The following is a 21,397-nucleotide window of genomic DNA, read 5'->3' as shown; positions in this document are numbered from 1 at the left end:
GGAGCATGGGCTCTCCGTGAGATGAAAGAATCTGGGGCGTGAACGAGCTTCCCTGGATCGAGATCATCATCTCCGCCGTCGCCGTCCTCGCGGGAGGTGGCGGCGTTGTAGGCGTCCTCGCCGCCCGACGCCGGAGGCGTACCGGGGGTCAGGGCGGCGCGACGACGACCGTCGAACCCGGCACGACGGCCGAGCCCGGTACGACGACGGAGCCCGGCACAATTACCGAGCCCGGCTCGGCAACCGGGACCGTCGAGACCGCTCGCCCGGGACCGGCAGAAGCTCAGGCCCCGGCAGAGGCCGAAGCCCCCGCCCGCCCCGCCGTCGAACAGCCGGCCCCCACCGCCGGCCGCCTGGTGCGGCTGCGCGACCGCCTCGCCCGGTCCGGCTCGCCCCTGGGCGCCCGGCTGCTGTCCGTCCTGTCGCGGGACGCGCTCACGGAGGACGACTGGGACGAGATCGAGGAGGAGCTGCTCCTCGCGGACGTCGGGGCGGGCCCCACCACGGAGCTCCTGGACGCCCTGCGCACCAGGGTCCGCGTGCTGGGCGTGCGCGAGCCCGCCGCGGTGCGCGACCTGCTGCGCTCCGAGCTCGTGACGCTCCTGCAGCCGGAGCTGGACCGGACGCTGAGGACCGCGCCGACCGCCGCGGAGGACGGCACGCACCTGCCCGCAGTGGTGCTCGTGGTCGGCGTGAACGGCACGGGCAAGACGACGACGGTCGGCAAGCTCGCCCGGGTCCTGGTGGCGGACGGCCGCAGTGTGGTGCTCGGCGCCGCCGACACCTTCCGGGCCGCCGCGGCGGACCAGCTCACCACCTGGGGCAACCGCGTGGGCGTGCCGACGGTGCGCTCGGACCGCGAGGGCGCCGACCCGGCGTCGGTGGCTTTCGAGGCGGTGGCGCGCGGACGGGACGACAAGACCGACGTCGTGCTCGTGGACACCGCCGGGCGCCTGCAGAACAAGGCGGGCCTCATGGACGAGCTCGGCAAGATCGTGCGCGTGTCCAGCAAGGTCGCCGCGCCGAGCGAGGTGCTGCTGGTGCTGGACGCCACCACCGGCCAGAACGGGCTCTCGCAGGCCCGGGTCTTCGCGGAGGTGGCCGGCGTCACGGGCATCGTGCTGACCAAGCTCGACGGGACCGCCAAGGGCGGGATCGTGGTGCAGGTGCAGCGCGAGCTCGGCGTGCCGGTCAAGCTCGTCGGCCTGGGCGAGGGCCCGGACGACCTGGCGCCGTTCGACGTCGGCGATTTTGTGGACGGAATTCTCGGGTGAAAGGCGCGGGCGCATTTCAGCGATGAATGAGGCCGCTCGTCCAATATGTGAGAACATTCTGGTCGTGAAATAGGACGTTTACATGCTCCTCGCCTGCGTCACGTATCCGTAACCTCGGTGCAGGTCAGGTGTAACGGCTTGCCGGAACGGTTGTCGCCGTGGGCCGAGTCACCAAGGACCGGTCCGGGGAGAGAGGCAACCGATGGAATTCGAACTGGACAGTGGAAACACTGCCTGGATGATCACCGCCTCCTCGCTCGTGCTGCTGATGACGCCGGGCCTGGCGTTCTTCTACGGCGGCATGGTGCGTGGGAAGAGCGTTCTCAACATGATGATGATGAGCTTCAGCTCGATCGGCGTCGCCGGTCTGATCTGGGTGCTCTACGGCTACTCGCTGACCTTCGGCACCGACCTCGGTGGCATCATCGGCAACCCGGCCGACTACTTCGGCCTCGCGATCGCCGACGCCGACTCGCTCATGGCCTCCGTGGGCGTCCCGGCGACGGTCGCAGCGGCCTTCCAGGCCACGTTCGCGATCATCACGGTCGCCCTCATCTCCGGGGCCATCGCGGACCGCGTGAAGTTCGGCACCTGGCTCGTCTTCGCCGCCCTGTGGGTGACGCTGGTCTACAGCCCCGTCGCGCACATGGTGTGGGGCGGCGGCCTGCTCGGCCTCGAAGGCCCGATCGCCACGGCCCTGTCCACCCCGATCGACTTCGCCGGCGGCACCGTGGTGCACATCAACGCCGGTGCGGCGGGCCTGGCGCTCGCGCTGATCATCGGCAAGCGCAAGGGCTTCGGCACCGAGGCCATGCGTCCGCACAACCTGCCGTTCGTCATGCTCGGCGCCGCGCTCCTGTGGTTCGGCTGGTTCGGCTTCAACGCCGGCTCCGAGTTCGCCGCCGACGGCACCGCGGGCCGCGCCTGGCTGAACACCCTTGTCGCGACCGGCGTCGCGATGCTCGCCTGGATGGCCACGGAGAAGATCCGCGACGGTGCGCCCACCACGCTCGGTGCGGCGTCCGGTGTCGTGGCCGGCCTGGTCGCCATCACCCCGGCGGCCGCCGCCGTCGACACGTACGGCTCGATCGCGATCGGCCTGGTCGCCGGCATCCTCTGCGCCCTGGCGGTCGGCCTGAAGTACCGGTTCGGCTACGACGACTCGCTCGACGTGGTCGGCGTGCACCTGGTCGGTGGCCTCGTCGGCACGGTGCTGCTCGGCTTCTTCGCGACTGGCGGCGAGGACGCCGTCGCGTCCTACGGCACCTGGTACCCGGAGGGCGCCCTCGACGGCCTGTTCTACGGCGGCGGCTTCACGCAGCTCGGCACCCAGATCGTCGCCGCGCTCATCGCCGTCGTGTTCAGCTTCGTCGTCACCTCGGTCATCGCGTACGCCCTCAAGGCCACCCTGGGCTGGCGCATCTCGGAGGAGGCGGAGGTCAGCGGTATCGACCTGGCCGTCCACGGAGAGACCGCCTACGAGAACTCGGGCTCTACCATCACCGAGGTGCGCTGACCGTGACCACGGTGCAGCAACCGAACGCTAAGGAGATACGCGCATGAAGCTCGTCACGGGTGTCATCCAGCCGCACCGGCTCGATGACGTGAAGACGGCGTTGGAGGGTGCCGGGGTTCGCGGGATGACCGTGAGCGAGGCCAGCGGCTACGGCCGGCAGAAGGGACACACCGAGGTCTACCGCGGTGCCGAGTACACCGTCGACCTGGTGCCGAAGGTCCGCGTCGAGGTGCTCGTCACGGACGAGGACGTCACGGCGGTGACCGACGCGATCATCGGCGCCGCCCAGACCGGCAAGATCGGTGACGGCAAGGTGTGGGTCGTGTCGGTCGACGACGTGGCCCGCGTGCGCACCGGCGAGCACGGCGACGCCGCGCTCTGATCCCGGAGTACTCGACGACGCATGACACGTGACCCGGTGCCCGACGGCACCAGGGAGCAGACGGAGGCCCCGTACCCCGCCGCCGGGGTGCGGGGCCTCCGCGACGAGCTCCTCACCATCGCCACCGATCTCACCGGCCCCGGCCGCTCGGGCCTCGCCCGGCGGTCCGCCGTCGGGCAGCGGGTCACCGAACGCCTCGGCGACCTGTTCGCCGAGGCCACGAAGGACGTCGACCCGTCGGGCATCGCGCTCGCGGCCGTCGGCAGCCTCGGCCGGGGCGAGCTCGGCCCGCTGAGCGACCTCGACCTCGTGCTCGTGCACGACGGCCGCACCCACTCGGCCGACGAGCTGCGGCAGGTGGCCGAGCGCCTCTGGTACCCGCTGTGGGACTCGGGCGTGGACATCGACCACGCGGTGCGGTCCCTGAGCCAGTCGCGACAGGTGGCGGCCAGCGACCTCCCCGCGGTGATCGGCTGGCTCGCCGTACGGGCGGTGGCCGGCGACGCCGTCGTCGTGCACCGGGCGGCGTCGGCCGTGCTGACGGACTGGCGCGCCGCGGCGCGACGGCGCCTGCCGGAGCTCATCTCGTCCACGCGCGACCGCGCGCAGCGCGCCGGCGAGCTCGCCTATCTCATCGAGCCCGACCTCAAGGAGGCGCGCGGCGGCATGCGGGACGCCGTCCTGCTCTCCGCGCTGGCCGCCACCTGGCTCACCGACCGCCCGCACGGCGCCGTCGACACCGCCTACACGCACCTGCTCGACGTGCGCGACACGCTGCAGGTGGTCACCCGGCGGCGCACCAGCCGCCTGCTGCTGGCCGACCTCGAGGATGTCGCCGAGCGGACCGGGTACGACGACGGCGACGAGCTGCTGGCGAGCCTCGCCGAGGCGGGCCGGGAGATCTCCTACGCGCTCGACATGACGATCCGCCGCGCCCGGCAGGCGCTGTCCCGCCCGGTGGGTGTGGGCAAGCCCCTCCTCGTGCGCGGACGGCGGACGCCGCCGCGCCTGCGGTCGGTGGGCGACGGCCTGGTCGAGCACGACGGCGAGCTGGTGCTCGGCGTCGGGACGCGGCCGGCGTCGGACCCGCTGCTGCCCCTGCGGGCGGCCGCGACCGCCGCGCGGACCGGGCTGGTGCTGTCGCCCGTGACCATCCGGAGCCTCGCGCAGAGCCCGCCCCTGCCCGAACCCTGGCCGCCGGCCGCGCGCGAGCACCTGCTCGCGCTGCTCGCCGCGGGTCCGGCGCAGATCCCGGTCTGGGAGGCGCTGGACCTCGCCGGGGTGGTCACCTCCTGGTTCCCGGAGTGGGCGGACGTGCGCAACCGGCCGCAGCGCGCGGCCATCCACCGGCACACCGTGGACCGGCACCTCGTCGAGACGGCGGCGGTGGCCGCTCGGCTGCGGCGTCGGCTGCCGGAGCTCGCGCCCAGCGCCGGACAGCGTGCGGGAGTGGCGCCCGGCGACCTCCTGCTGCTCGCGGCGCTCCTGCACGACATCGGCAAGGTGCGTGGCGCGGCCGACCACTCGGTGGAGGGCGCCCGGCTGGTGCCGGGCATCCTGACCCGCGCGGGCTTCGCGCCCCAGGTGGTCGACGACGTCACGCGGCTCGTGCGGCACCACCTGACGCTCGCGGACCTGGCCACACGGGCCGATCCCGACGACCCGGAAACGGTGACGACCCTGCTGGAGGCCGTGGACCACCGCCGCGACCTGCTCGACGTACTGCGCGCCCTGACCGAGGCGGACACCACGTCGCTGGGGCCGAAGCACTGGACGGAATGGCGGGCTCGGCTCGTGGACGGGCTCACGGAGCGGGCGCGCGTCGTGCTGGCCGGATGACCCGGGCGCGCTTCGGAAGTGGTCCGGGCCGGCGGTGAATGGTCGGCTCTTCCCGGACCGCACCCGCGGCCTGACAGCTGGGCGCCCGAGAAGGGCGGTGCCCCGCGGTCCGGTCCGATTGTGTGGCACGCCGTCGATTAGGCTGTGTCCGTGTTCAATTCCCTGTCCGACCGGCTTACCTCGACGTTCAAGAACCTGCGCACGCGGGGCCGTCTCTCCGAGGCGGACATCGACGCGACCGTGCGGGAGATCCGCCGCGCCCTCCTCGATGCCGACGTCGCGGTGCCCGTGGTGCGCGAGTTCACCGCGGCGGTGCGCGAGCGCGCGCTGTCGTCGGAGGTCTCCGGCGCGCTGAACCCGGCCCAGCAGGTCGTCAAGATCGTCAACGAGGAGCTCGTCGACATCCTCGGCGGGGCCACGCGCCCGCTCACGCTGGCCAAGACGCCGCCCACCGTGATCATGCTCGCGGGTCTGCAGGGTGCAGGTAAGACCACGCTGGCCGGGAAGCTCGCGCTCGCGCTGAAGGGCCAGGGCCACACACCGGTGCTGGTCGCCGCCGACCTCCAGCGGCCCAACGCTGTGACCCAGCTCTCCGTGGTCGCCGAGCGCGCCGGCGTGCCGGTGTTCGCGCCGCACCCGGGCAACACCTCGGAGGCGGACGACCCCGCGGCCGACGCGCCCCTCATCGGCGACCCGGTGGGCGTCGCCCGCGACGGCGTCGCGTTCGCCAGGGAGCGCCAGCACGACGTCGTGATCGTGGACACCGCCGGCCGCCTCGGCATCGACGAGGTGCTGATGAAGCAGGCCGCGGACATCCGCGCCGCCGTCAGCCCGGACGAGGTCCTGTTCGTCATCGACGCGATGATCGGCCAGGACGCGGTGAACACCGCCAAGGCGTTCGCCGACGGCGTCGACTTCACCGGCGTGGTGCTCTCCAAGCTGGACGGTGACGCCCGCGGTGGTGCCGCTCTCTCGGTCGCCAAGGTGACCGGCCGGCCCATCATGTTCGCGTCCACGGGCGAGAAGCTGACTGACTTCGAGGTCTTCCACCCCGACCGCATGGCCAGCCGCATCCTCGACATGGGTGACGTGCTCACCCTGATCGAGCAGGCCGAGAAGGCGTTCGACGCCGAGCAGGCCGAGAAGATGGCGGGCAAGCTCGCCAGCGGGCAGGACTTCACGCTCGCGGACTTCCTGGTGCAGATGCAGCAGCTCAAGAACATGGGCTCGATGAAGAAGATGCTCGGCATGCTGCCGGGCATGGCCCAGATGCGCGACCAGCTCGACCAGTTCGACGAGCGCGAGGTGGGCCGCATCGAGGCGATCATCCACTCGATGACGCCGGCCGAGCGCGACAACCCGAAGATCATCAACGGCTCGCGGCGCGCCCGCATCGCCAAGGGTTCCGGCACCACGACGACGGCCATCAACCAGCTCCTGGAGCGGTTCGAGAACGCGCAGAAGATGATGCGGCAGATGTCCAAGGGCGGCGGCCTGGGCCCCGGCGGGATGCCCGCGATGCCCGGCGGCCCCGGGATGGGCATGGGCAAGAAGTCGCGCGGCAAGACGCAGCCGCCCAAGAAGGGCAAGAAGGGCAAGTCCGGGAACCCGGCCAAGCGCGCGCAGCAGGAGAAGGAAGCGATGCAGCGCGCCCTCGGCGGCGGCCCCGCCGCCCGGCCCGCCGCGCCCGCCGGATCGTCCTTCGGCGTCGCTCCCCAGAAGAAGGACGAGGCACCCGACCTGAGCAGCATCGAGCTGCCGCCGGGCCTGGAGAAGTTCCTGGGCCGGTGAGGCCCGCCAGTGGTGGTTCGGGTGACGGGGCCGGTGTGGGTGCCGGGGCCGGGTGAGTCCACAGTGTGAGTCGGGGAGAGCAAAGGAGCCGGATGTCTGCGCTGGAAGGTCCGACCGCGGCGATCCGCGGGCGCATCCTGCTGGGTGACGACCGCGAGGCCGACGAGATCTGGGTCCGCGGTGGCCGGGTGAGCCTGACCCGGCCGTCGGCGCAGGGTTCCAACATGCAGGTGCTGGAGGGCTGGGCGGTGCCGGGCCTGGTCGACGTGCACTGTCACATCGGGCTCGCCGCCGACGGCGCCGTGCCCGTCGACGAGGCCGAGAAGCAGGCGGTCGCGGACCGGGACGCCGGCGTGCTGCTGATCCGCGACGCCGGCTCACCGCTGGACACCGCGTGGGTGCACCAGCGCGGCGACCTGCCGCACCTGCTGCGGTCGGGCTCGCACCTGGCGCGCCCCAAGCGCTACCTGCGCAACTACGGGCTGGAGCTGGAGTCGCCCGAGCTGCTGCCGGAGGCCGTGCGCACGCAGGCGCGGCGCGGCGACGGCTGGGTCAAGCTCGTGGGCGACTGGATCGACCGCACGCTCGGCGCCGACGGCGACCTGCGCCCCCTGTGGCCCGACGACCTGCTCGCCGAGGCGGTCGCCGTGGCGCATGCCGAGGCGGCGCGCGTGACGGTGCACGCCTTCGCCACCGAGACCATCGACGGGCTGCTCGCAGCAGGAGTGGACTGCATCGAGCACGGCACCGGCATGACGGCGGCCCACATGGAGGCGGCCGCCGAGCGCGGCATCGCCGTCACGCCCACGCTGCTGCAGGTGGGGCAGTTCGACGCCATCGCGGCCCAGGCCGACGGCAAGTACCCCGTGTACGCCGAGCGGATGCGCGCCATGTACGCGCGCCGGTACCAGCAGGTCCGCGACCTGCACGAGGCGGGCGTGCGGCTCCTGGTCGGCACGGACGCCGGCGGGACCATCTCGCACGGCCGCATCGCCGACGAGTGCGCGGAGCTGGTCGCCGCGGGCCTCCCGGCGTCGGAGGTGGTGGCGATGGCGTCCTGGCGGGCCCGCGACTACCTGGGCTTCGGGGCGGTCGTCGAGGGGTCCAGCGCCGACCTCGTGGTCTACCCGGCGGACCCGCGCGAGGACATCGAGGTGCTGCGGCACCCCACCGCCGTCATCCTGCGCGGCGTGATCTACCCGACGGCGCGCTGACCCGATCTGCGGCCTGCGTGCCTTCTCCGACGTGCGCCTGACGCCCGGGTGCGTGTGACCTACGCGCGGTTGGTGGGCCCTCTCGCCGTCTGGCACAATGTGCAGGTACTCGGCGCGCCCGGACCCCTCTCAGCCGGTCAGGCCGTGTCCCGGTCCCACCCACCGCTTCACCCCACGTCGCGGTGCTCGGACCATCCCATTCAGAACCAGGAGAGACCACTTCGTGGCCGTCAAGATTCGTCTCAAGCGCCTCGGCAAGATCCGGGCCCCGTACTACCGTGTCGTCGTCGCCGACTCGCGCACCAAGCGCGACGGTCGCGTGATCGAGGAGATCGGCAAGTACCACCCGACCGAGGAGCCGTCGCTCATCGAGATCAAGTCGGAGCGCGCGCAGTACTGGCTCGGCGTCGGCGCGCAGCCGACCGAGCAGGTCGCCGCTCTGCTCAAGGTGACCGGTGACTGGCAGAAGTTCAAGGGCCTGCCGGGTGCCGAGGGCACCCTGAAGGTCAAGGGCGAGAAGGCCGACACGGCTGCCGCCATCGAGGCCGTGAACGCCGACGCCGAGAAGGCCAAGGCCAAGGCCGCCGAGAAGGCCGCCGCTGCCGCCGCCGAGGCTCCGGCCGAGTCGGCCGAGGGCGACGAGGCCTGATGCTCTCGGAGGCCCTCGAGCACCTGGTGCGCGGCATCGTGGACAACCCGGACGACGTCCGGGTCTCCGCGAAGACGCTGCGCCGCGGTGACCTGCTCGAGGTCCGCGTGCACCCCGACGACCTCGGCCGGGTCATCGGCCGCGGCGGTCGCACGGCGCGCGCCCTGCGCACCGTGATCGGTGCGCTGGCCACCGAGGGCCCGGTGCGAGTCGACGTCGTGGACGTCGACCGGCGCTGAGCGCTCGCCCACCCAGCACGACGACGAGGCCCGGTCCGGCGCGGACCGGGCCTCGCCCATTGCTTCATCTTTGAGGGAGAGACATGCAGCTCACCGTGGCCCGGGTCACCAAGGCGCACGGGCTCAGGGGCGAGGTGGCCCTCGACCTGCGCACGGACGACCCGGAGACGCGGCTCGCGATCGGTGCGCAGGTCGAGACCGTGCCGGCCGGGCTCGGGCCGCTGACGGTGACGCACGCGCGCGAGCACCAGGGTCGGTGGCTGGTCACGTTCGCCGAGGTGCCGGACCGGAACGCGGCCGAGGAGCTGCGCGGGGCCGAGCTCGTCGTCGAGGTGGACGCCTCCGATGAGGAGGACGCCTGGTACCCGCACGAGCTGGAGGGCCTGCGGGTCGAGCTCGCCGACGGCACGGTGGTCGGCAAGGTCGTCACCCTCGAGTACCAGCCCGCGCACGAGTCGCTGCTGATCGAGGAGACGCTGCCCGACGGCGGGACGGCGCGCACGCTGGTCCCGTTCGTCCTGGCGATCGTCCCGGTGGTCGACGTAGCGGGCGGCCGCGTGGTGCTGACCCCGCCCGGCGGCCTGCTCGCCCGCGACGCCGACGCCGCCGTCGTCGACCGGGAAGAGGGCTGACGTGCGCGTCGACGTCGTCTCGATCTTCCCGGACTACCTGTCCGTGCTCGACCTGTCGCTCGTGGGCAAGGCGCGGCAGCGCGGGCTGCTCGACCTGCACGTGCACGACCTGCGCGACTGGACCGCCGACCGGCACCGCACGGTGGACGACACCCCGTTCGGCGGGGGAGCCGGCATGGTCATGCGGCCGGACATCTGGGGTCTTGCGCTCGACGAGGTGCTGGGGATCGGCGCGGCGCCGGATGCGAGTACGGCGTCGGACGCGGGTACGGCGTCGGATGCGGGCATGGCGCCGGACGCAGGCCCGACGCCGGACGCGGGTACGGCGCCGCGTGCCGGCGCGGCGGACGTGCACCTGATCGTCCCGACGCCGTCGGGCGAGGTGTTCACGCAGCGGCATGCCGAGCTGCTGGCGTCGGCCGAGCAGCTCGTGTTCGCGTGCGGGCGCTACGAGGGCATCGACGCGCGCGTGGCCGAGCACTACCGGTCCGCCGGCGTCGCGGTGCACGAGCTGTCGATCGGCGACTACGTGCTCAACGGCGGGGAGGTCGCCTCGCTGGTCATGATCGAGGCCGTCGCGCGGCTGATCCCCGGCATGGTCGGCAACCCGGACTCGCTGGTCGAGGAGTCGCACGGGGCGGCCGGCCTGCTGGAGTACCCGGTGTACACCAAGCCGCCGTCGTGGGCGGGACTGGAGATCCCGGAGGTGCTGCTGTCGGGGCACCACGCGAAGATCGAGCGCTGGCGCAGGGACCGCGCGCTCGAGCGGACGGCGCGCCGGCGGCCGGACATGATCGCCGCGCTCCCCGTCGCGGGGCTGGACAAGCACGACCTCGCGGTGCTCGCTGAGCTCGGGTGGGTGCCCGGCCCGGACGCGGGCGGGTTGACGCAGGTCTGAGGCTGCGCGCCGACATCGCACCCGTCGGAGCCCCGATCTACATGTATGTGTTTGACACCACGTTCGTGGATCTACACCACGTTCGTGGAGCCACACCACGTTTCTGTGGCAGAATTACTCCTCGGTGCATCGCCGGTCAGGTCTCTGCCACAGGGGACGACCGGGGCGGGCAACCGCCCCCGACCGGGTCAAGCCGCACCGCCATCCTCACCCTTCCGGGACCCTGACGGCCAGCAGGCCGGGGCAGGGCCCACGAGATTCGCGCCTGACCTGTGGCAGGCCCGGAGAGAACGATGCAGAAGCTCGACATGGTCGACGCAGCCTCGCTGCGGTCCGACATCCCGGAGTTCCGTGCCGGTGACACCGTCAAGGTCAACGTCAAGGTCGTCGAGGGCAACCGCTCGCGTGTCCAGGCGTTCCAGGGTGTCGTGATCTCCCGCCACGGTGGCGGGATCGGCGAGACGTTCGCGGTCCGCAAGGTCAGCTTCGGTGTGGGCGTGGAGCGCAAGTTCCCGCTGCACGCGCCGACCATCGAGTCGATCGAGCTCGTCACCCGCGGTGACGTGCGGCGCGCCAAGCTGTACTACCTGCGTGAGCTGCGCGGCAAGAAGGCGAAGATCCGCGAGAAGCGCGAGAGCTGAGGCGCCCAAAGCGCGTTGACGTCGGCCGCCGCCCTCCCAGGGGAGGGCGGCGGCCGACGTCGTACCTGCGCAGGTCTGTGCGGATATTCGGCGGGGTGCGTGCTCGCCCGCCGGACCATTTCGCAGCGGGCCCGCAGAGGTGACAGAGTTACCCTCGTGACGAGTTTCGACCGGGTGGCGCCGCCCACCCCTATCGATGGGACGCCGTTGAGCGCAGTGGATCCGTGGGGAAGCAGCGGGGCGCATCGTCGGGGCGGGGCCGCGCACGGTCGGGAGCCGCGAAAGCAGCAGTCGGGGCTGCTCGCGATGTTCAAGGAGATCGCGATCATCGTGGTGAGCGCGCTGGTGCTGTCGTGGCTCATCAAGACGTTCCTGGTCCAGCCGTTCTACATCCCGAGCGCGTCCATGGAGGACACGCTGACCGAGGGTGACCGCGTCATGGCGTCGCGCCTGACACCCGGCCCGTTCGACCTGGAGCGCGGGGACATCGTCGTCTTCGTGGACCCGGGCGACTGGCTGCCGCCGTACGTGCCGCCGGAGCGCGGTCCCGTGGGCGACGCGATGGTGACGTTCCTGACCACGGTGGGCCTGCTGCCCCAGGACACCGGCGACCACCTCATCAAGCGGCTGATCGGGCTGCCCGGCGACAAGGTCGTGTGCTGCGACGCCGAGGGGCGCGTGTCGGTGAACGGCACGCCGATCGACGAGACGTACATCAAGCCCGGGTCGATCCCGAGCCAGGACCCGTTCGAGGTCACCGTGCCGGAGGACATGCTCTGGGTCATGGGCGACAACCGCCAGAACTCGCAGGACTCGCGCTACAACCGGGGCAAGCCGGGCGGCGGGTTCGTGCCCATCGAGAACGTCGTGGGCACCGCGTTCGTCACCGTGTGGCCGCTGGACCGGCTGGAGTGGCACAACCGCCCGGACGACGTCTTCTCCGCGGTTCCCGACGTGGCACCCGCGGGGCAGTAGGCGGTGCGCAAGGTGCCCACGCTGCGACAGGAACGAGCGCTCCTCGCGTCCGGGGCCCGGCTCGTGGCGGGCATGGACGAGGTGGGGCGTGGGGCCCTCGCGGGTCCGGTCAGCGTGGGTGTCGTGGTGGTCGACGCCACCACGCGCACGGGGCCGAAGGGCGTCGCCGACTCGAAGCTGCTGACGCCGAACGCGCGTGAGGCCATCGCGCCCGCCGTGCGGCGCTGGGCGGTGGCCTGGGGCGTCGGGCACGCGGGGCCGGCCGAGATCGACGAGCACGGGATCATCGCGGCCCTGCGGCTGGCCGGACGGCGCGCGCTCGCGCAGGTGCGGCTGGTGTGCGGCGACGTCGACGTCGTCGTGCTGGACGGCAAGCACGACTGGCTCTCCACCCCCGCCCTCGACCTGTTCGCGGCGGCGGACGCCGCGCTGGACGACGGCGTGCCCGCTCCGGCGGTGCGCACCCTGATCAAGGCCGACATGACCTGCACGTCGGTCGCCGCGGCCAGTGTGCTGGCCAAGGTGGAGCGTGACGCGATCCTGGTTGAGCTGGCGCAGCGGCACCCCGAGTACGCGTGGGACCAGAACAAGGGCTACAGCGCGAAGGCGCACATGGACGCCCTCGGCCTGCACGGGCCGACGCCGCATCACCGCCGGTCCTGGAACCTGCCCGGAACTGCCGCGTCGGTGGGATGATGGGGTCGTGAGCGCCGAAGACCTCGAGAACTACGAGACGGAGATGGAGCTCGCGCTCTATCGCGAGTACCGCGACGTGGTGGGCCTGTTCTCCTATGTGGTGGAGACCGAACGCCGGTTCTACCTGGCCAACCAGGTGGACCTCCAGGTGCGGTCCGCCGCGGGCGAGGTGTACTTCGAGCTGCGGCTCGGCGACGCGTGGGTGTGGGACGTCTACCGGTCGGCGCGCTTCGTGAAGTCGGTGCGCGTGGTGACGTTCAAGGACGTGAACGTCGAGGAGCTGGCGAAGGCCGAGCTGGCACTCTGACGCCGCGGGGGCGCTCGGCACCCGTGCGCGCCGCTGTCCGGTGAAAACCGGTTTTCAGGTCGGACAGACCCTCTTGACGAGATCCCAAGGGTTCTCGCGCGACCTCGTGCTTGTGGATCGTCGTTCTGTGCACAGGTGAGTCCGCGCCGCCGTCGGACGGCCCTTCCATGACCAAGGCTGGTCACGGAGGTGGACGCGATGGCGAAGAAGGACGGCGTGGGCCGGTACGGCGAACGGGTGGCGCTGCGGCACGTGGAGGCGCGCGGCTGGCAGGTGCTCGACACCAACTGGCGCGGCAAGGACGGCGAGCTCGACATCGTCGCGCTGGATGGCGACGTGCTCGTGGTGGTCGAGGTCAAGACCCGGTCGGGCCAGGGGTACGGGCATCCGGCGGAGGCGGTCACGCCGCGCAAGGTGGCCCGGATCAAGCGGCTGACTGGGCAGTGGCTCACCGTGCTGCGGGACCGCCTCGCCGCGGCGCGGCTGGCCGAGGAGATGGCGCCGGGGAGCCCGGTGGCGGTGCTGTCCGACCTGCGCACGCACTTCGGTGCGATCCGCATCGACGTGGTGGCGGTGACGCTCCAGCCGCGGGGGAGCGCCGTCGTCGAGCACATCGAGGCGGTGGCCTGATGGGGATAGCGACCACACGGGCGGTGTCGCTCGTCGGTATGCAGGGGCACGTGGTGGAGGTGCAGGCGCACCTGGCGGCGTCGGTCCCGGGGTTCAGCCTCGTGGGGCTGCCGGACACCGCGCTGAGCGAGTCACGCGACCGGGTGCGCGCGGCCGTGACCTCCACCGGGCTCCCGTGGCCCGTGCGGAAGATCACCGTGAACCTGTCGCCCGCCTCGCTGCGCAAGCACGGCAGCGCCTACGACCTGGCGATCGCCGTGGCGATCCTCGCGGGGGCCGAGGGGCCGACGTCGCCCGGGCTGCGCCGGGAGGGCCTGGACCGGGTGGTGCACCTGGGTGAGCTCGGGCTGGACGGGCGCGTCCAGCCCGTGCGCGGGGTGCTGCCGGCTGTCGCAGCGGCCGTGGACGCGGGGTTTCCCGACGTCGTGGTGGCGGCGGGGGATCTCGACGAGGCACGGCTGGTGCCGGGCGCCCGGGTCGTGGGCGCGGCGAGCCTGGCCGAGGTGGTCGCGCTGCACGGCGGGCCTTCCGAGCTGGTGCGCGAGGTGGTGGCCGTGCGGCCGACGCGCTCGGCGCTGCCCGCCCGTCTCCCGGGCGACCTGGCCGACGTCCTGGGGCAGGACCGTCCGCGCACGGCGCTGGAGGTGGCGGCCGCCGGTGGCCACCACCTGCTGCTCGTCGGCCCGCCGGGTGCGGGCAAGACCATGCTGGCCTCCCGCCTGCCGGGCATCCTGCCCGACCTCACCGACCGGGAGGCCGTCGAGGTCACCGCCGTGCACTCGGTGGCGGGCACGTTCGACCCGGGTGGGGGACTGATCCGCAGGCCCCCGTTCGAGGACCCGCACCACACCGCGACCCAGGCCGCGGTGGTCGGCGGTGGGTCCGGCATCCCGCGCCCGGGCGCGGTGTCGCGGGCACATCGCGGAATCCTGTTCTTGGATGAAGCCCCGGAGTTCCGGGCCGACGTGCTGGACACGCTGCGCCAGCCGCTGGAGCAGGGCGAGCTGGTGCTGCACCGGTCGGGCGGTGCGGCGCGCTATCCAGCCCGGTTCCAGCTCGTGCTGGCCGCCAACCCGTGCCCGTGCGGGCTCGCGATCGGCAAGGGGCTGGACTGCACGTGCTCGCCCACGGTGCGCCGCCGGTACTTCGCGCGGCTGTCCGGGCCGCTGCTGGACCGGGTCGACGTGCAGGTCGAGGTGCATCCGGTCGACCGCGTCGAGCGGATGGAGGGCGCATCGGAGCCGACGGCGGCGGTGGCGGCCCGCGTGCTCGCCGCGCGCGAGGCGGCGCGGGCCCGGCTGGCCGACACGCCCTGGTCCACCAATGCGGAGATGCCGGGGTGGTTCCTACGCGACCTGCTCAAGCCCCACCCCGGCCTGCTCTCCCCGATCGAGCGGGCGATGACCGAGGGAACGCTCAGCCTGCGCGGCGTGGACCGAGTGCTGCGGATCGCCTGGACCGTCGCCGACCTCGCGGGCCGCGACGCACCCACCGTGTCCGACGTCGGGAACGCACTGCTGCTGCGCACGGGAGGCAGGCATGGCTGAACGACTCTTCGAGCCGCCGCGCGCCGGCCTGAGGTTCGACGTGCAGGACCCGGTGCTGGCGCGGGCCGCGTGGAGCCGGATCGCCGAACCCGGTGACCCGGTGGCCGGTGCGCTGGTGGAGCACCTCGGGCCGTGCGGGGCGCTGGACTGGCTGGTGGACGCTGCTCGGGAGCCTGAGCGGGCTGGCGAGGGGCTTCGGCGGATCGGCGGGGGTGGGGCCGTGGAGGCGGGCTCGGATGCCGGCGCGGTCCGGGGGTCCGTTGCCGACGTGCCGGGGTCCGCTACGGACGTCGTGAGGAGTGCCGCCGCGGACGTGGCACGGGACCGGTCGGGCCGGACTGACGCGCCGGGCCGCGTGCTCGGGCCCGCCGCAGAAGGACCAGCGCCGCCCGGGGCCCGCGCGGCCGAGCTGGTCGTCGCCGCCGTGCGGCGCTGGGCGCCCCGGCTCGACCGCCTCGACCCGGAAGGTGAGCTCGCGGTGCTCGCCCGGTACGGCGGCACGTTCCTGACACCGGACGATCCCCGATGGCCGACGGCGCTCGCGGACCTCGGTGCCACGGCGCCCCTGTCGCTGTGGGTGCGCGGCGACCCCGACCTGGCCCGGCTGGCGACACGCTCGGTGTCACTCGTGGGTTCGCGCGCCTGCACCGACTACGGCATCCGGGTGACGCGGACCCTCGCCTGTGGCTTGGCCGACCGAGGGTTCACGGTCGTCTCCGGCGGCGCCAACGGCGTCGACGCGGAGGCGCACCGGGGCGCACTGGCGTCGGGATCGCCGACCCTGGCCTTCCTGGCGGGCGGTGTCGACCGGCTGTACCCCGCCAGCAACATCGACCTGCTGCGGCGGACCATCGAGAGTGGCGCGGTGGTGAGCGAGGTGCCGCCCGGGTCGGTGCCGGGCAAGCAGCGGTTCCTCAAGCGCAACCGGCTCATCGCCGCGCTGTCGGCGGGGACAATCGTGGTGGAGGCCGCGCTGCGTTCCGGCGCGTTGTCCACGGCCAACCACGCGGTCTCGCTGCTGCGCCCGCTGGGCGCGGTGCCGGGGCCGGTCACGTCGATGGCCTCCGCCGGCTGCCACGAGCTGCTGCGTCGCGGCGCCGCGGTGTGCGTCACCGACGCCGCGGAGGCGGCCGAGCTGGTGGGGGTAGTGGGCGAGACGGTGCCGGAACGCCGCGGCGAGACTCGAGCGGGCGACGACCTCGACGACGCCGGCCGGGCCGTCCTCGACGCCCTGCCCGTGCGCAGCCCGGCGCACGAACGCTCGATCGCGCGCGCGGCGGGGCTCGCGCTCGCCGACGTGACGGGTGCGCTCGGGCTGCTGGAGCTGATGGGCCTGGCTGAGCAGAAGGACGGGGGATGGCGCAGGCGCTGAGCGGCGCGCCTTCTTCACCCCGCGGCGGGCGAGCGGCACACTGGCAAACGTGGACCTTACCGACCTGTCCGGCTTGCCTCGGCTGCCCGAGCAGATGTCCGACTCCGTGTCCCGGTTCGCCGGCTACCTCCACGCGCAGCGCGGGCACTCCGCCCACACTCGACGCGCCTACGTCGCGGACGTGACCGACCTCCTCCGCTACGCGATGCGCCACGGCAGCACGAGTCTCGACGCGATCGACCTGACGCTGCTGCGCGGGTGGCTCGCGTCCCAGTCGGAGCGGGGGCTCGCGCGGTCCACACTCGCCCGCAGGGGCGCCTCCGCACGCGCGTTCCTGCGCTGGGCGCACCGGTCGGGGCTCGTGCCCGTCGATCCGTCGGCCCGCCTCGCGAGCCCCAAGGTGCCGCGCACCCTGCCGACCGTGCTCGACGTCGACGCGGCCGGCCGCCTGCTCGACGGCGCCCGGGCAGCGGCCGAGGCCGCCGACGAGGAGACGCGGCCGGCGGCCCTGCGGTCCTGGGTCGCCGCCGAGCTGCTGTACGGCGCAGGGATCCGCGTGGGCGAGCTGGTGTCGGTCGACGTCGGGCACGTGGACGCGCGAGACCGGCTCGTCCGGGTGCTCGGCAAGGGCGGCAAGGAGCGGGTGGTGCCGTTCGGCATCCCGGCGGCGCGCGCCGTGGAGGCGTGGCTGGCCCATGGCCGCCCCGCGCTCGCGACGGCCACGACCGGCGACGCCCTGCTCGTGGGCGAGCGCGGCGGACGCTGGGGCCAGCGCCAGGTACGCGAGGCCGTGCACCGTCTCGCGGCCCAGGCGGGCGTCGACGACGTCGCGCCCCACGCACTACGGCACTCCGCCGCGACGCATCTGCTGCAGGGCGGCTCCGACCTGCGTGCCGTGCAGGAGGTGCTGGGCCACGCGAACCTCGCGACCACCCAGCGCTACACCCACGTGGACGCCGAGCGGCTGCGCACCGTCTACGCCCAGGCGTTCCCGCGCGCCTGAGCCCGGCCGGACGAGCTGTTGGTCGCCGAACCGCAGGTCACGGGGCGGCCGAGACTGCCGAATCGAAGGTAGCTAAGCCATAGCGACGCCGAACCGAGAGTTGCGTGTCCGGAGGGTCGCCGAACCGAGAGTTGCGTGTCCAGAAGGTCGCCGAACCGAAGGTCGCTCGTCGATCGAGGGTCTGATCGACACACATCTTGCGGATCGGCGCCTCCTGGACGAGTAACTTTCGGTTCGACGCCGTGCGGCAGACGGTCGTTGAAGCGCTCGCGGTCGTTGATGGCGTCGCGCCGGTGGTGCCGGTTCAGTGGTCGGGTAGCAGGACGATCCGGGGGCGGTCCAGCAGGGACAGCGGGTCGAGGTAGCGCTCGCCCCGTCGCACGCCCCAGTGCACGCAGGACCGGGGCGCGCAGTGGTTCGGCGTCGCGCCGTCGCCTCCATGCTGGCCGTCGCCTCCATGCTGGCCGTGACCCCCGCCCGGGCCCTCGACGACGCCGATCGCCGTGCCCGCCGCGACCGCTGCTCCGACCGGGACCGACGCCGCTACCGGCTCCAGGCTCGTGCGCAGGCCGTCCAGGTGGGTGACCACCACGACGCCGCGCCGGGCGATCTGTCCGACGAAGGTCACGACACCCGGACCGGGTGACAGCACCGGTGTGCCCACCGGTGCTGTCAGGTCCACGCCGCGATGTCCCGCGCCCCACTCCTCCTCGGGCGGGTCGAACCGGCGTTCCACGCCCGACGGTGGGTCCACCCCGGCGACCGGCGGCACGTAACCCGTCGCCGGGGGATCAGCCCAAGGTGCTCCCGTCCGGGCGGACCTGGCAGCGATGTCCGAGATGGGTCGGACGGCGGCGTCGCCGGAGGCCTGCCGGTCGTCCATCCCCAACCGATCTTCCGCCCCCAAACGGTCGCCAGCTCTCAGGCGGTTACCGTCCCCTGCCCGGCCGTCGCCTCCTACCTGGACGGCGACGTCCGGCCCCGAACGCAGCGCGGTCGCGGACAGCGGAGGAACGGCCGCCGCCAGAGCGACGAGCGTGACGGTGAGCAGCGCGGTCAGGACCACCGTGCGGATCCGTCGGGCGCCCCGACCGGGGATCCGGGGGACGGCCTGACCGGAGATCCAGGGGACGGCTCGACCAGGCCCAGGACTGACGGCTCCAGCAGGGGAGCGGGACGGAAGCGTCTTCATGCCACGAGCATCACCCTGCGCACGCGGCGCCGTCCGGCGTCGGCCACCCGCCTGTGCACAAGTGGGCGAAAGCCCTCCCTGTGGTCGCGTTCGGCGCCTACTGCTCCCGCCGGGAGGGTCGTTCCCGCGCAGTGACGAGCCCCACGACAGGGTGCGCGACCACCCCGCGACAGGCACGCCGACTCCGACGGCGGTCGCCGTCCCCCGGACAGGGCGCGCCCCACTCCATCACGCGCACGACCACCCCACGATGCCCGCCCGCGACGCGTTGCGGCCACCCTCCACGACGCCGTCGTCCACCCCCACGACCCAGCACAGACCTGCCCCGCACAAGGAGCGCGACGTCACAACCCACCCCCGCCCCGGAGGTCCTCGCCGCGGGACCGGTCGGGTAGACTTCGACCCGCGACCGGCATGCGCTCCCGCCGGACAGGCGCGCGGCGGACCCACGGTTCACCGACAGCGTGGCTGGCAGGGAGAACGCTCGGTCGACATCGCGCGTCACAACATGTCGCGTCCGGCAGCGGTCCGGCCCCAGGGTCGGCGTCGGGCACGGCGTGGCGCCAGGGGCACCACAACGAGGGTGCCAGCCCAACCCGACCGCGGCCCGAGGTGCTACCTGGGCCGCCCAGAAATGCGTGCGGACCACCGAGTGGATCTCGGACCGCACCGAAAGGACGTGTCATGGCCGTCGTGTCCATGCGCCAGCTCCTCGAGAGCGGTGTCCACTTCGGACACCAGACCCGCCGTTGGAACCCGAAGATGAAGCGCTTCATCTTCACGGAGCGCAACGGCATCTACATCGTCGACCTCCAGCAGTCGCTGCACTTCATCGACAGCGCCTACGACTTCGTCAAGGAGACGGTCGCCCACGGCGGCTCGATCCTGTTCGTCGGCACCAAGAAGCAGGCCCAGGAGCCGGTGGCCGAGCAGGCCGCCCGCGTCGGGATGCCGTACGTGAACCACCGCTGGCTGGGCGGCATGCTCACCAACTTCACCACGGTGCACAAGCGCCTCCAGCGCCTCAAGGAGCTCGAGGAGATCGACTTCGACGACGTGGCCTCCTCGGGCCTCACGAAGAAGGAGCTCCTGGTCCTGCGCCGCGAGAAGGACAAGCTCGCGCGCACGCTCGGCGGCATCCGTGACATGGCCAAGGTCCCCTCGGCCGTGTGGATCGTCGACACGAACAAGGAGCACCTCGCGGTGGACGAGGCCCGCAAGCTGGGCATCCCCGTCGTCGCGATCCTCGACACCAACTGCGACCCCGACATGGTCGACTACGCGATCCCGGGCAACGACGACGCGATCCGCTCCGTCACGCTGCTCACCCGCGTGATCGCGGACGCCGCCGCCGAGGGCCTCATGCAGCGCCACTCGGGCGGCAAGACCGGTGCCGAGGCGACCACGGAGGCCGAGCCGCTGGCCGAGTGGGAGCGCGAGCTCCTGGCCGGCGAGACCGCCGAGGGCACCGTCGACGCCCCGGCCGCCGAGGGCACCGTCGCGGAGGCTGCCGCTGACGCGGCCGACGCCGCCGCTCCGGCGACCCCCGCCGACGTCGTCGAGGCCGCGGAGGCTGCTGAGGCCGCCGAGACCGCCGAGGGCGAGACCGAGAAGTGACCCGCCGCGCCGGCCGGGCTCGCGGAACCGGGCCCGGCCGGCGCACCGCTCCTCAGGTCGCATGACCTCCCCCGAACAACACGACTGCACGGAGGACCAGAACAATGGCGAACTACACCGCCGCTGACATCAAGGCGCTGCGCGAGCGGACCGGCGCCGGCATGCTCGACGTCAAGAAGGCCCTGGACGAGGCCGACGGCAACGCCGAGAAGGCCATCGAGATCATCCGCACCAAGGGCCTGGCCCGCGCCGCCAAGCGCGAGGGCAACGCCACGTCGGAGGGCCTCGTCGCCGTCAAGGTCGAGGACACCGCGGCCGGCCAGGTCGCGACCATGATCGAGCTCAACGCGGAGACGGACTTCGTCGTTAAGAACGAGAAGTTCATCGCGCTGGCCGACGCCGTCCTCGAGGCCACCGCCGCTGCCGGCGCCACCGACGAGGTCGCGGCCGCCGCGGCTCCCGCCGCCGAGGGCACCGTCGCCGACCTCATCGCCGCGCAGGGCGCCACCCTGGGCGAGAAGCTGGCCCTGCGCCGCGTCGCGCGCGTCGAGGGCCCCAAGGTCACGACCTACCTGCACAAGACGGCCAAGGACCTGCCGCCGTCGATCGGCGTGCTCGTCGTCACCGACGAGGCCGGTGCGGCGGTCGCCAAGGACGTCGCGCAGCACGTCGCGGCGATGGCCCCGAAGTACCTCACGCGTGAGGACGTCCCGGCGGACGTCGTCGAGAAGGAGCGCGAGATCGCTCTGGAGACCTCGAAGAACGAGGGCAAGCCGGAGGCCGCGCTGCCCAAGATCGTCGAGGGCCGCCTGAACGGCTTCTTCAAGGAGGTCGTCCTGATCGACCAGCCGCTGGCCAAGGACCCGAAGGTCACGGTGGGCAAGCACGTCGCCGCCGCGAACGGCTCCCTGACCGCGTTCGTGCGGTTCCGCGTCGGTTCCTGACGCAGCTCGGTCGGCCCGGTCCGCGCTTCGGCGCGGGCC

The 21,397-nt window shown here is 72.9% G+C and carries 21 protein-coding genes; 20 read left to right on the top strand and 1 reads right to left on the bottom strand.

What is annotated here, in order from left to right:
- Positions 1–38: 38 nt before the first annotated feature.
- The 18 genes from ftsY (at position 39) to AC0QU1_RS16575 (ending at position 17,605) form a co-directional block, all read left to right on the top strand.
- On the top strand, positions 39–1,274 hold the full coding sequence (ftsY, locus tag AC0QU1_RS16660; RefSeq protein ID WP_483570834.1) for a signal recognition particle-docking protein FtsY: 1,236 nt from the start codon (positions 39–41) through the stop codon (positions 1,272–1,274).
- A 202-nt stretch (positions 1,275–1,476) separates the two neighbouring features.
- A complete protein-coding gene (locus AC0QU1_RS16655) occupies positions 1,477–2,790 on the top strand; it encodes an ammonium transporter (protein WP_483570833.1) in 1,314 nt (437 codons plus the stop codon).
- Positions 2,791–2,833: 43 nt separating this feature from the next.
- Positions 2,834–3,172, top strand: coding sequence for a P-II family nitrogen regulator (locus tag AC0QU1_RS16650; protein WP_483570832.1), 339 nt, complete (start codon positions 2,834–2,836; stop codon positions 3,170–3,172).
- A gap of 21 nt (positions 3,173–3,193) precedes the next feature.
- Positions 3,194–5,011 carry a [protein-PII] uridylyltransferase family protein gene (locus tag AC0QU1_RS16645; RefSeq protein ID WP_483570830.1) on the top strand — a complete coding sequence of 606 codons (1,818 nt, stop codon included), beginning with the start codon at positions 3,194–3,196 and terminating at the stop codon, positions 5,009–5,011.
- Positions 5,012–5,161: 150 nt separating this feature from the next.
- On the top strand, positions 5,162–6,802 hold the full coding sequence (gene ffh, locus AC0QU1_RS16640) for a signal recognition particle protein (protein WP_483570828.1): 1,641 nt from the start codon (positions 5,162–5,164) through the stop codon (positions 6,800–6,802).
- A 92-nt stretch (positions 6,803–6,894) separates the two neighbouring features.
- On the top strand, positions 6,895–8,016 hold the full coding sequence (locus AC0QU1_RS16635) for an amidohydrolase family protein (protein WP_483570826.1): 1,122 nt from the start codon (positions 6,895–6,897) through the stop codon (positions 8,014–8,016).
- 223 nt (positions 8,017–8,239) lie between these two features.
- The gene (gene rpsP / locus AC0QU1_RS16630) at positions 8,240–8,665 is read left to right on the top strand and encodes a 30S ribosomal protein S16 (RefSeq protein ID WP_483570825.1); all 426 of its coding nucleotides are present in this window, start codon (positions 8,240–8,242) and stop codon (positions 8,663–8,665) included.
- The gene (locus AC0QU1_RS16625; RefSeq protein ID WP_020016864.1) at positions 8,665–8,904 is read left to right on the top strand and encodes an RNA-binding protein; all 240 of its coding nucleotides are present in this window, start codon (positions 8,665–8,667) and stop codon (positions 8,902–8,904) included. The genes rpsP and AC0QU1_RS16625 overlap by 1 nt, the downstream gene beginning before the upstream one ends.
- Before the next feature lie 83 nt (positions 8,905–8,987).
- The gene (gene rimM / locus AC0QU1_RS16620) at positions 8,988–9,536 is read left to right on the top strand and encodes a ribosome maturation factor RimM (RefSeq protein WP_483570824.1); all 549 of its coding nucleotides are present in this window, start codon (positions 8,988–8,990) and stop codon (positions 9,534–9,536) included.
- 1 nt (position 9,537) lies between these two features.
- Positions 9,538–10,434 carry a tRNA (guanosine(37)-N1)-methyltransferase TrmD gene (gene trmD / locus AC0QU1_RS16615; protein ID WP_483570823.1) on the top strand — a complete coding sequence of 299 codons (897 nt, stop codon included), beginning with the start codon at positions 9,538–9,540 and terminating at the stop codon, positions 10,432–10,434.
- Between the two features lie 293 nt (positions 10,435–10,727).
- Complete coding sequence (gene rplS, locus AC0QU1_RS16610) at positions 10,728–11,075, top strand: 50S ribosomal protein L19 (protein WP_483570822.1); 348 nt, start codon at positions 10,728–10,730, stop codon at positions 11,073–11,075.
- Positions 11,076–11,381: 306 nt separating this feature from the next.
- Entirely contained in the window at positions 11,382–12,050 is a 669-nt protein-coding gene (lepB, locus tag AC0QU1_RS16605; RefSeq protein ID WP_483570821.1) for a signal peptidase I, read from the top strand.
- Between the two features lie 3 nt (positions 12,051–12,053).
- Positions 12,054–12,746: a ribonuclease HII gene (gene rnhB, locus AC0QU1_RS16600; protein ID WP_483570820.1), complete on the top strand. Its 693-nt coding sequence runs from the start codon at positions 12,054–12,056 to the stop codon at positions 12,744–12,746.
- A 7-nt stretch (positions 12,747–12,753) separates the two neighbouring features.
- Positions 12,754–13,053 carry a DUF2469 domain-containing protein gene (locus tag AC0QU1_RS16595; RefSeq protein WP_119137991.1) on the top strand — a complete coding sequence of 100 codons (300 nt, stop codon included), beginning with the start codon at positions 12,754–12,756 and terminating at the stop codon, positions 13,051–13,053.
- Between the two features lie 198 nt (positions 13,054–13,251).
- Positions 13,252–13,683: a YraN family protein gene (locus AC0QU1_RS16590; RefSeq protein WP_483570818.1), complete on the top strand. Its 432-nt coding sequence runs from the start codon at positions 13,252–13,254 to the stop codon at positions 13,681–13,683.
- Positions 13,683–15,230: a YifB family Mg chelatase-like AAA ATPase gene (locus AC0QU1_RS16585; RefSeq protein ID WP_483570816.1), complete on the top strand. Its 1,548-nt coding sequence runs from the start codon at positions 13,683–13,685 to the stop codon at positions 15,228–15,230. The genes AC0QU1_RS16590 and AC0QU1_RS16585 overlap by 1 nt, the downstream gene beginning before the upstream one ends.
- Positions 15,223–16,602, top strand: a complete 1,380-nt coding sequence (dprA, locus tag AC0QU1_RS16580; RefSeq protein ID WP_483570814.1) for a DNA-processing protein DprA — start codon at positions 15,223–15,225, stop codon at positions 16,600–16,602. The genes AC0QU1_RS16585 and dprA overlap by 8 nt, the downstream gene beginning before the upstream one ends.
- 94 nt (positions 16,603–16,696) lie before the next feature.
- On the top strand, positions 16,697–17,605 hold the full coding sequence (locus AC0QU1_RS16575) for a tyrosine recombinase XerC (RefSeq protein WP_483576716.1): 909 nt from the start codon (positions 16,697–16,699) through the stop codon (positions 17,603–17,605).
- 304 nt (positions 17,606–17,909) lie between these two features.
- Here AC0QU1_RS16575 and AC0QU1_RS16570 read toward each other — a convergent pair whose 3' ends face one another.
- Positions 17,910–18,488, bottom strand: coding sequence for a M23 family metallopeptidase (locus tag AC0QU1_RS16570; protein ID WP_483616239.1), 579 nt, complete (start codon positions 18,486–18,488; stop codon positions 17,910–17,912).
- Between the two features lie 993 nt (positions 18,489–19,481).
- Here AC0QU1_RS16570 and rpsB point away from each other — a divergent pair.
- Positions 19,482–20,414 carry a 30S ribosomal protein S2 gene (rpsB, locus tag AC0QU1_RS16565; protein WP_483570811.1) on the top strand — a complete coding sequence of 311 codons (933 nt, stop codon included), beginning with the start codon at positions 19,482–19,484 and terminating at the stop codon, positions 20,412–20,414.
- 104 nt (positions 20,415–20,518) lie between these two features.
- Positions 20,519–21,358: a translation elongation factor Ts gene (gene tsf / locus AC0QU1_RS16560; protein ID WP_483570810.1), complete on the top strand. Its 840-nt coding sequence runs from the start codon at positions 20,519–20,521 to the stop codon at positions 21,356–21,358.
- The last annotated feature ends 39 nt before the right edge of the window (positions 21,359–21,397 follow it).

The organism is Promicromonospora noduliphila (genome assembly GCF_056951025.1).
Note: the sequence above shows the minus strand (reverse complement) of the source record. Positions and strands in the feature narration are given on the sequence as shown.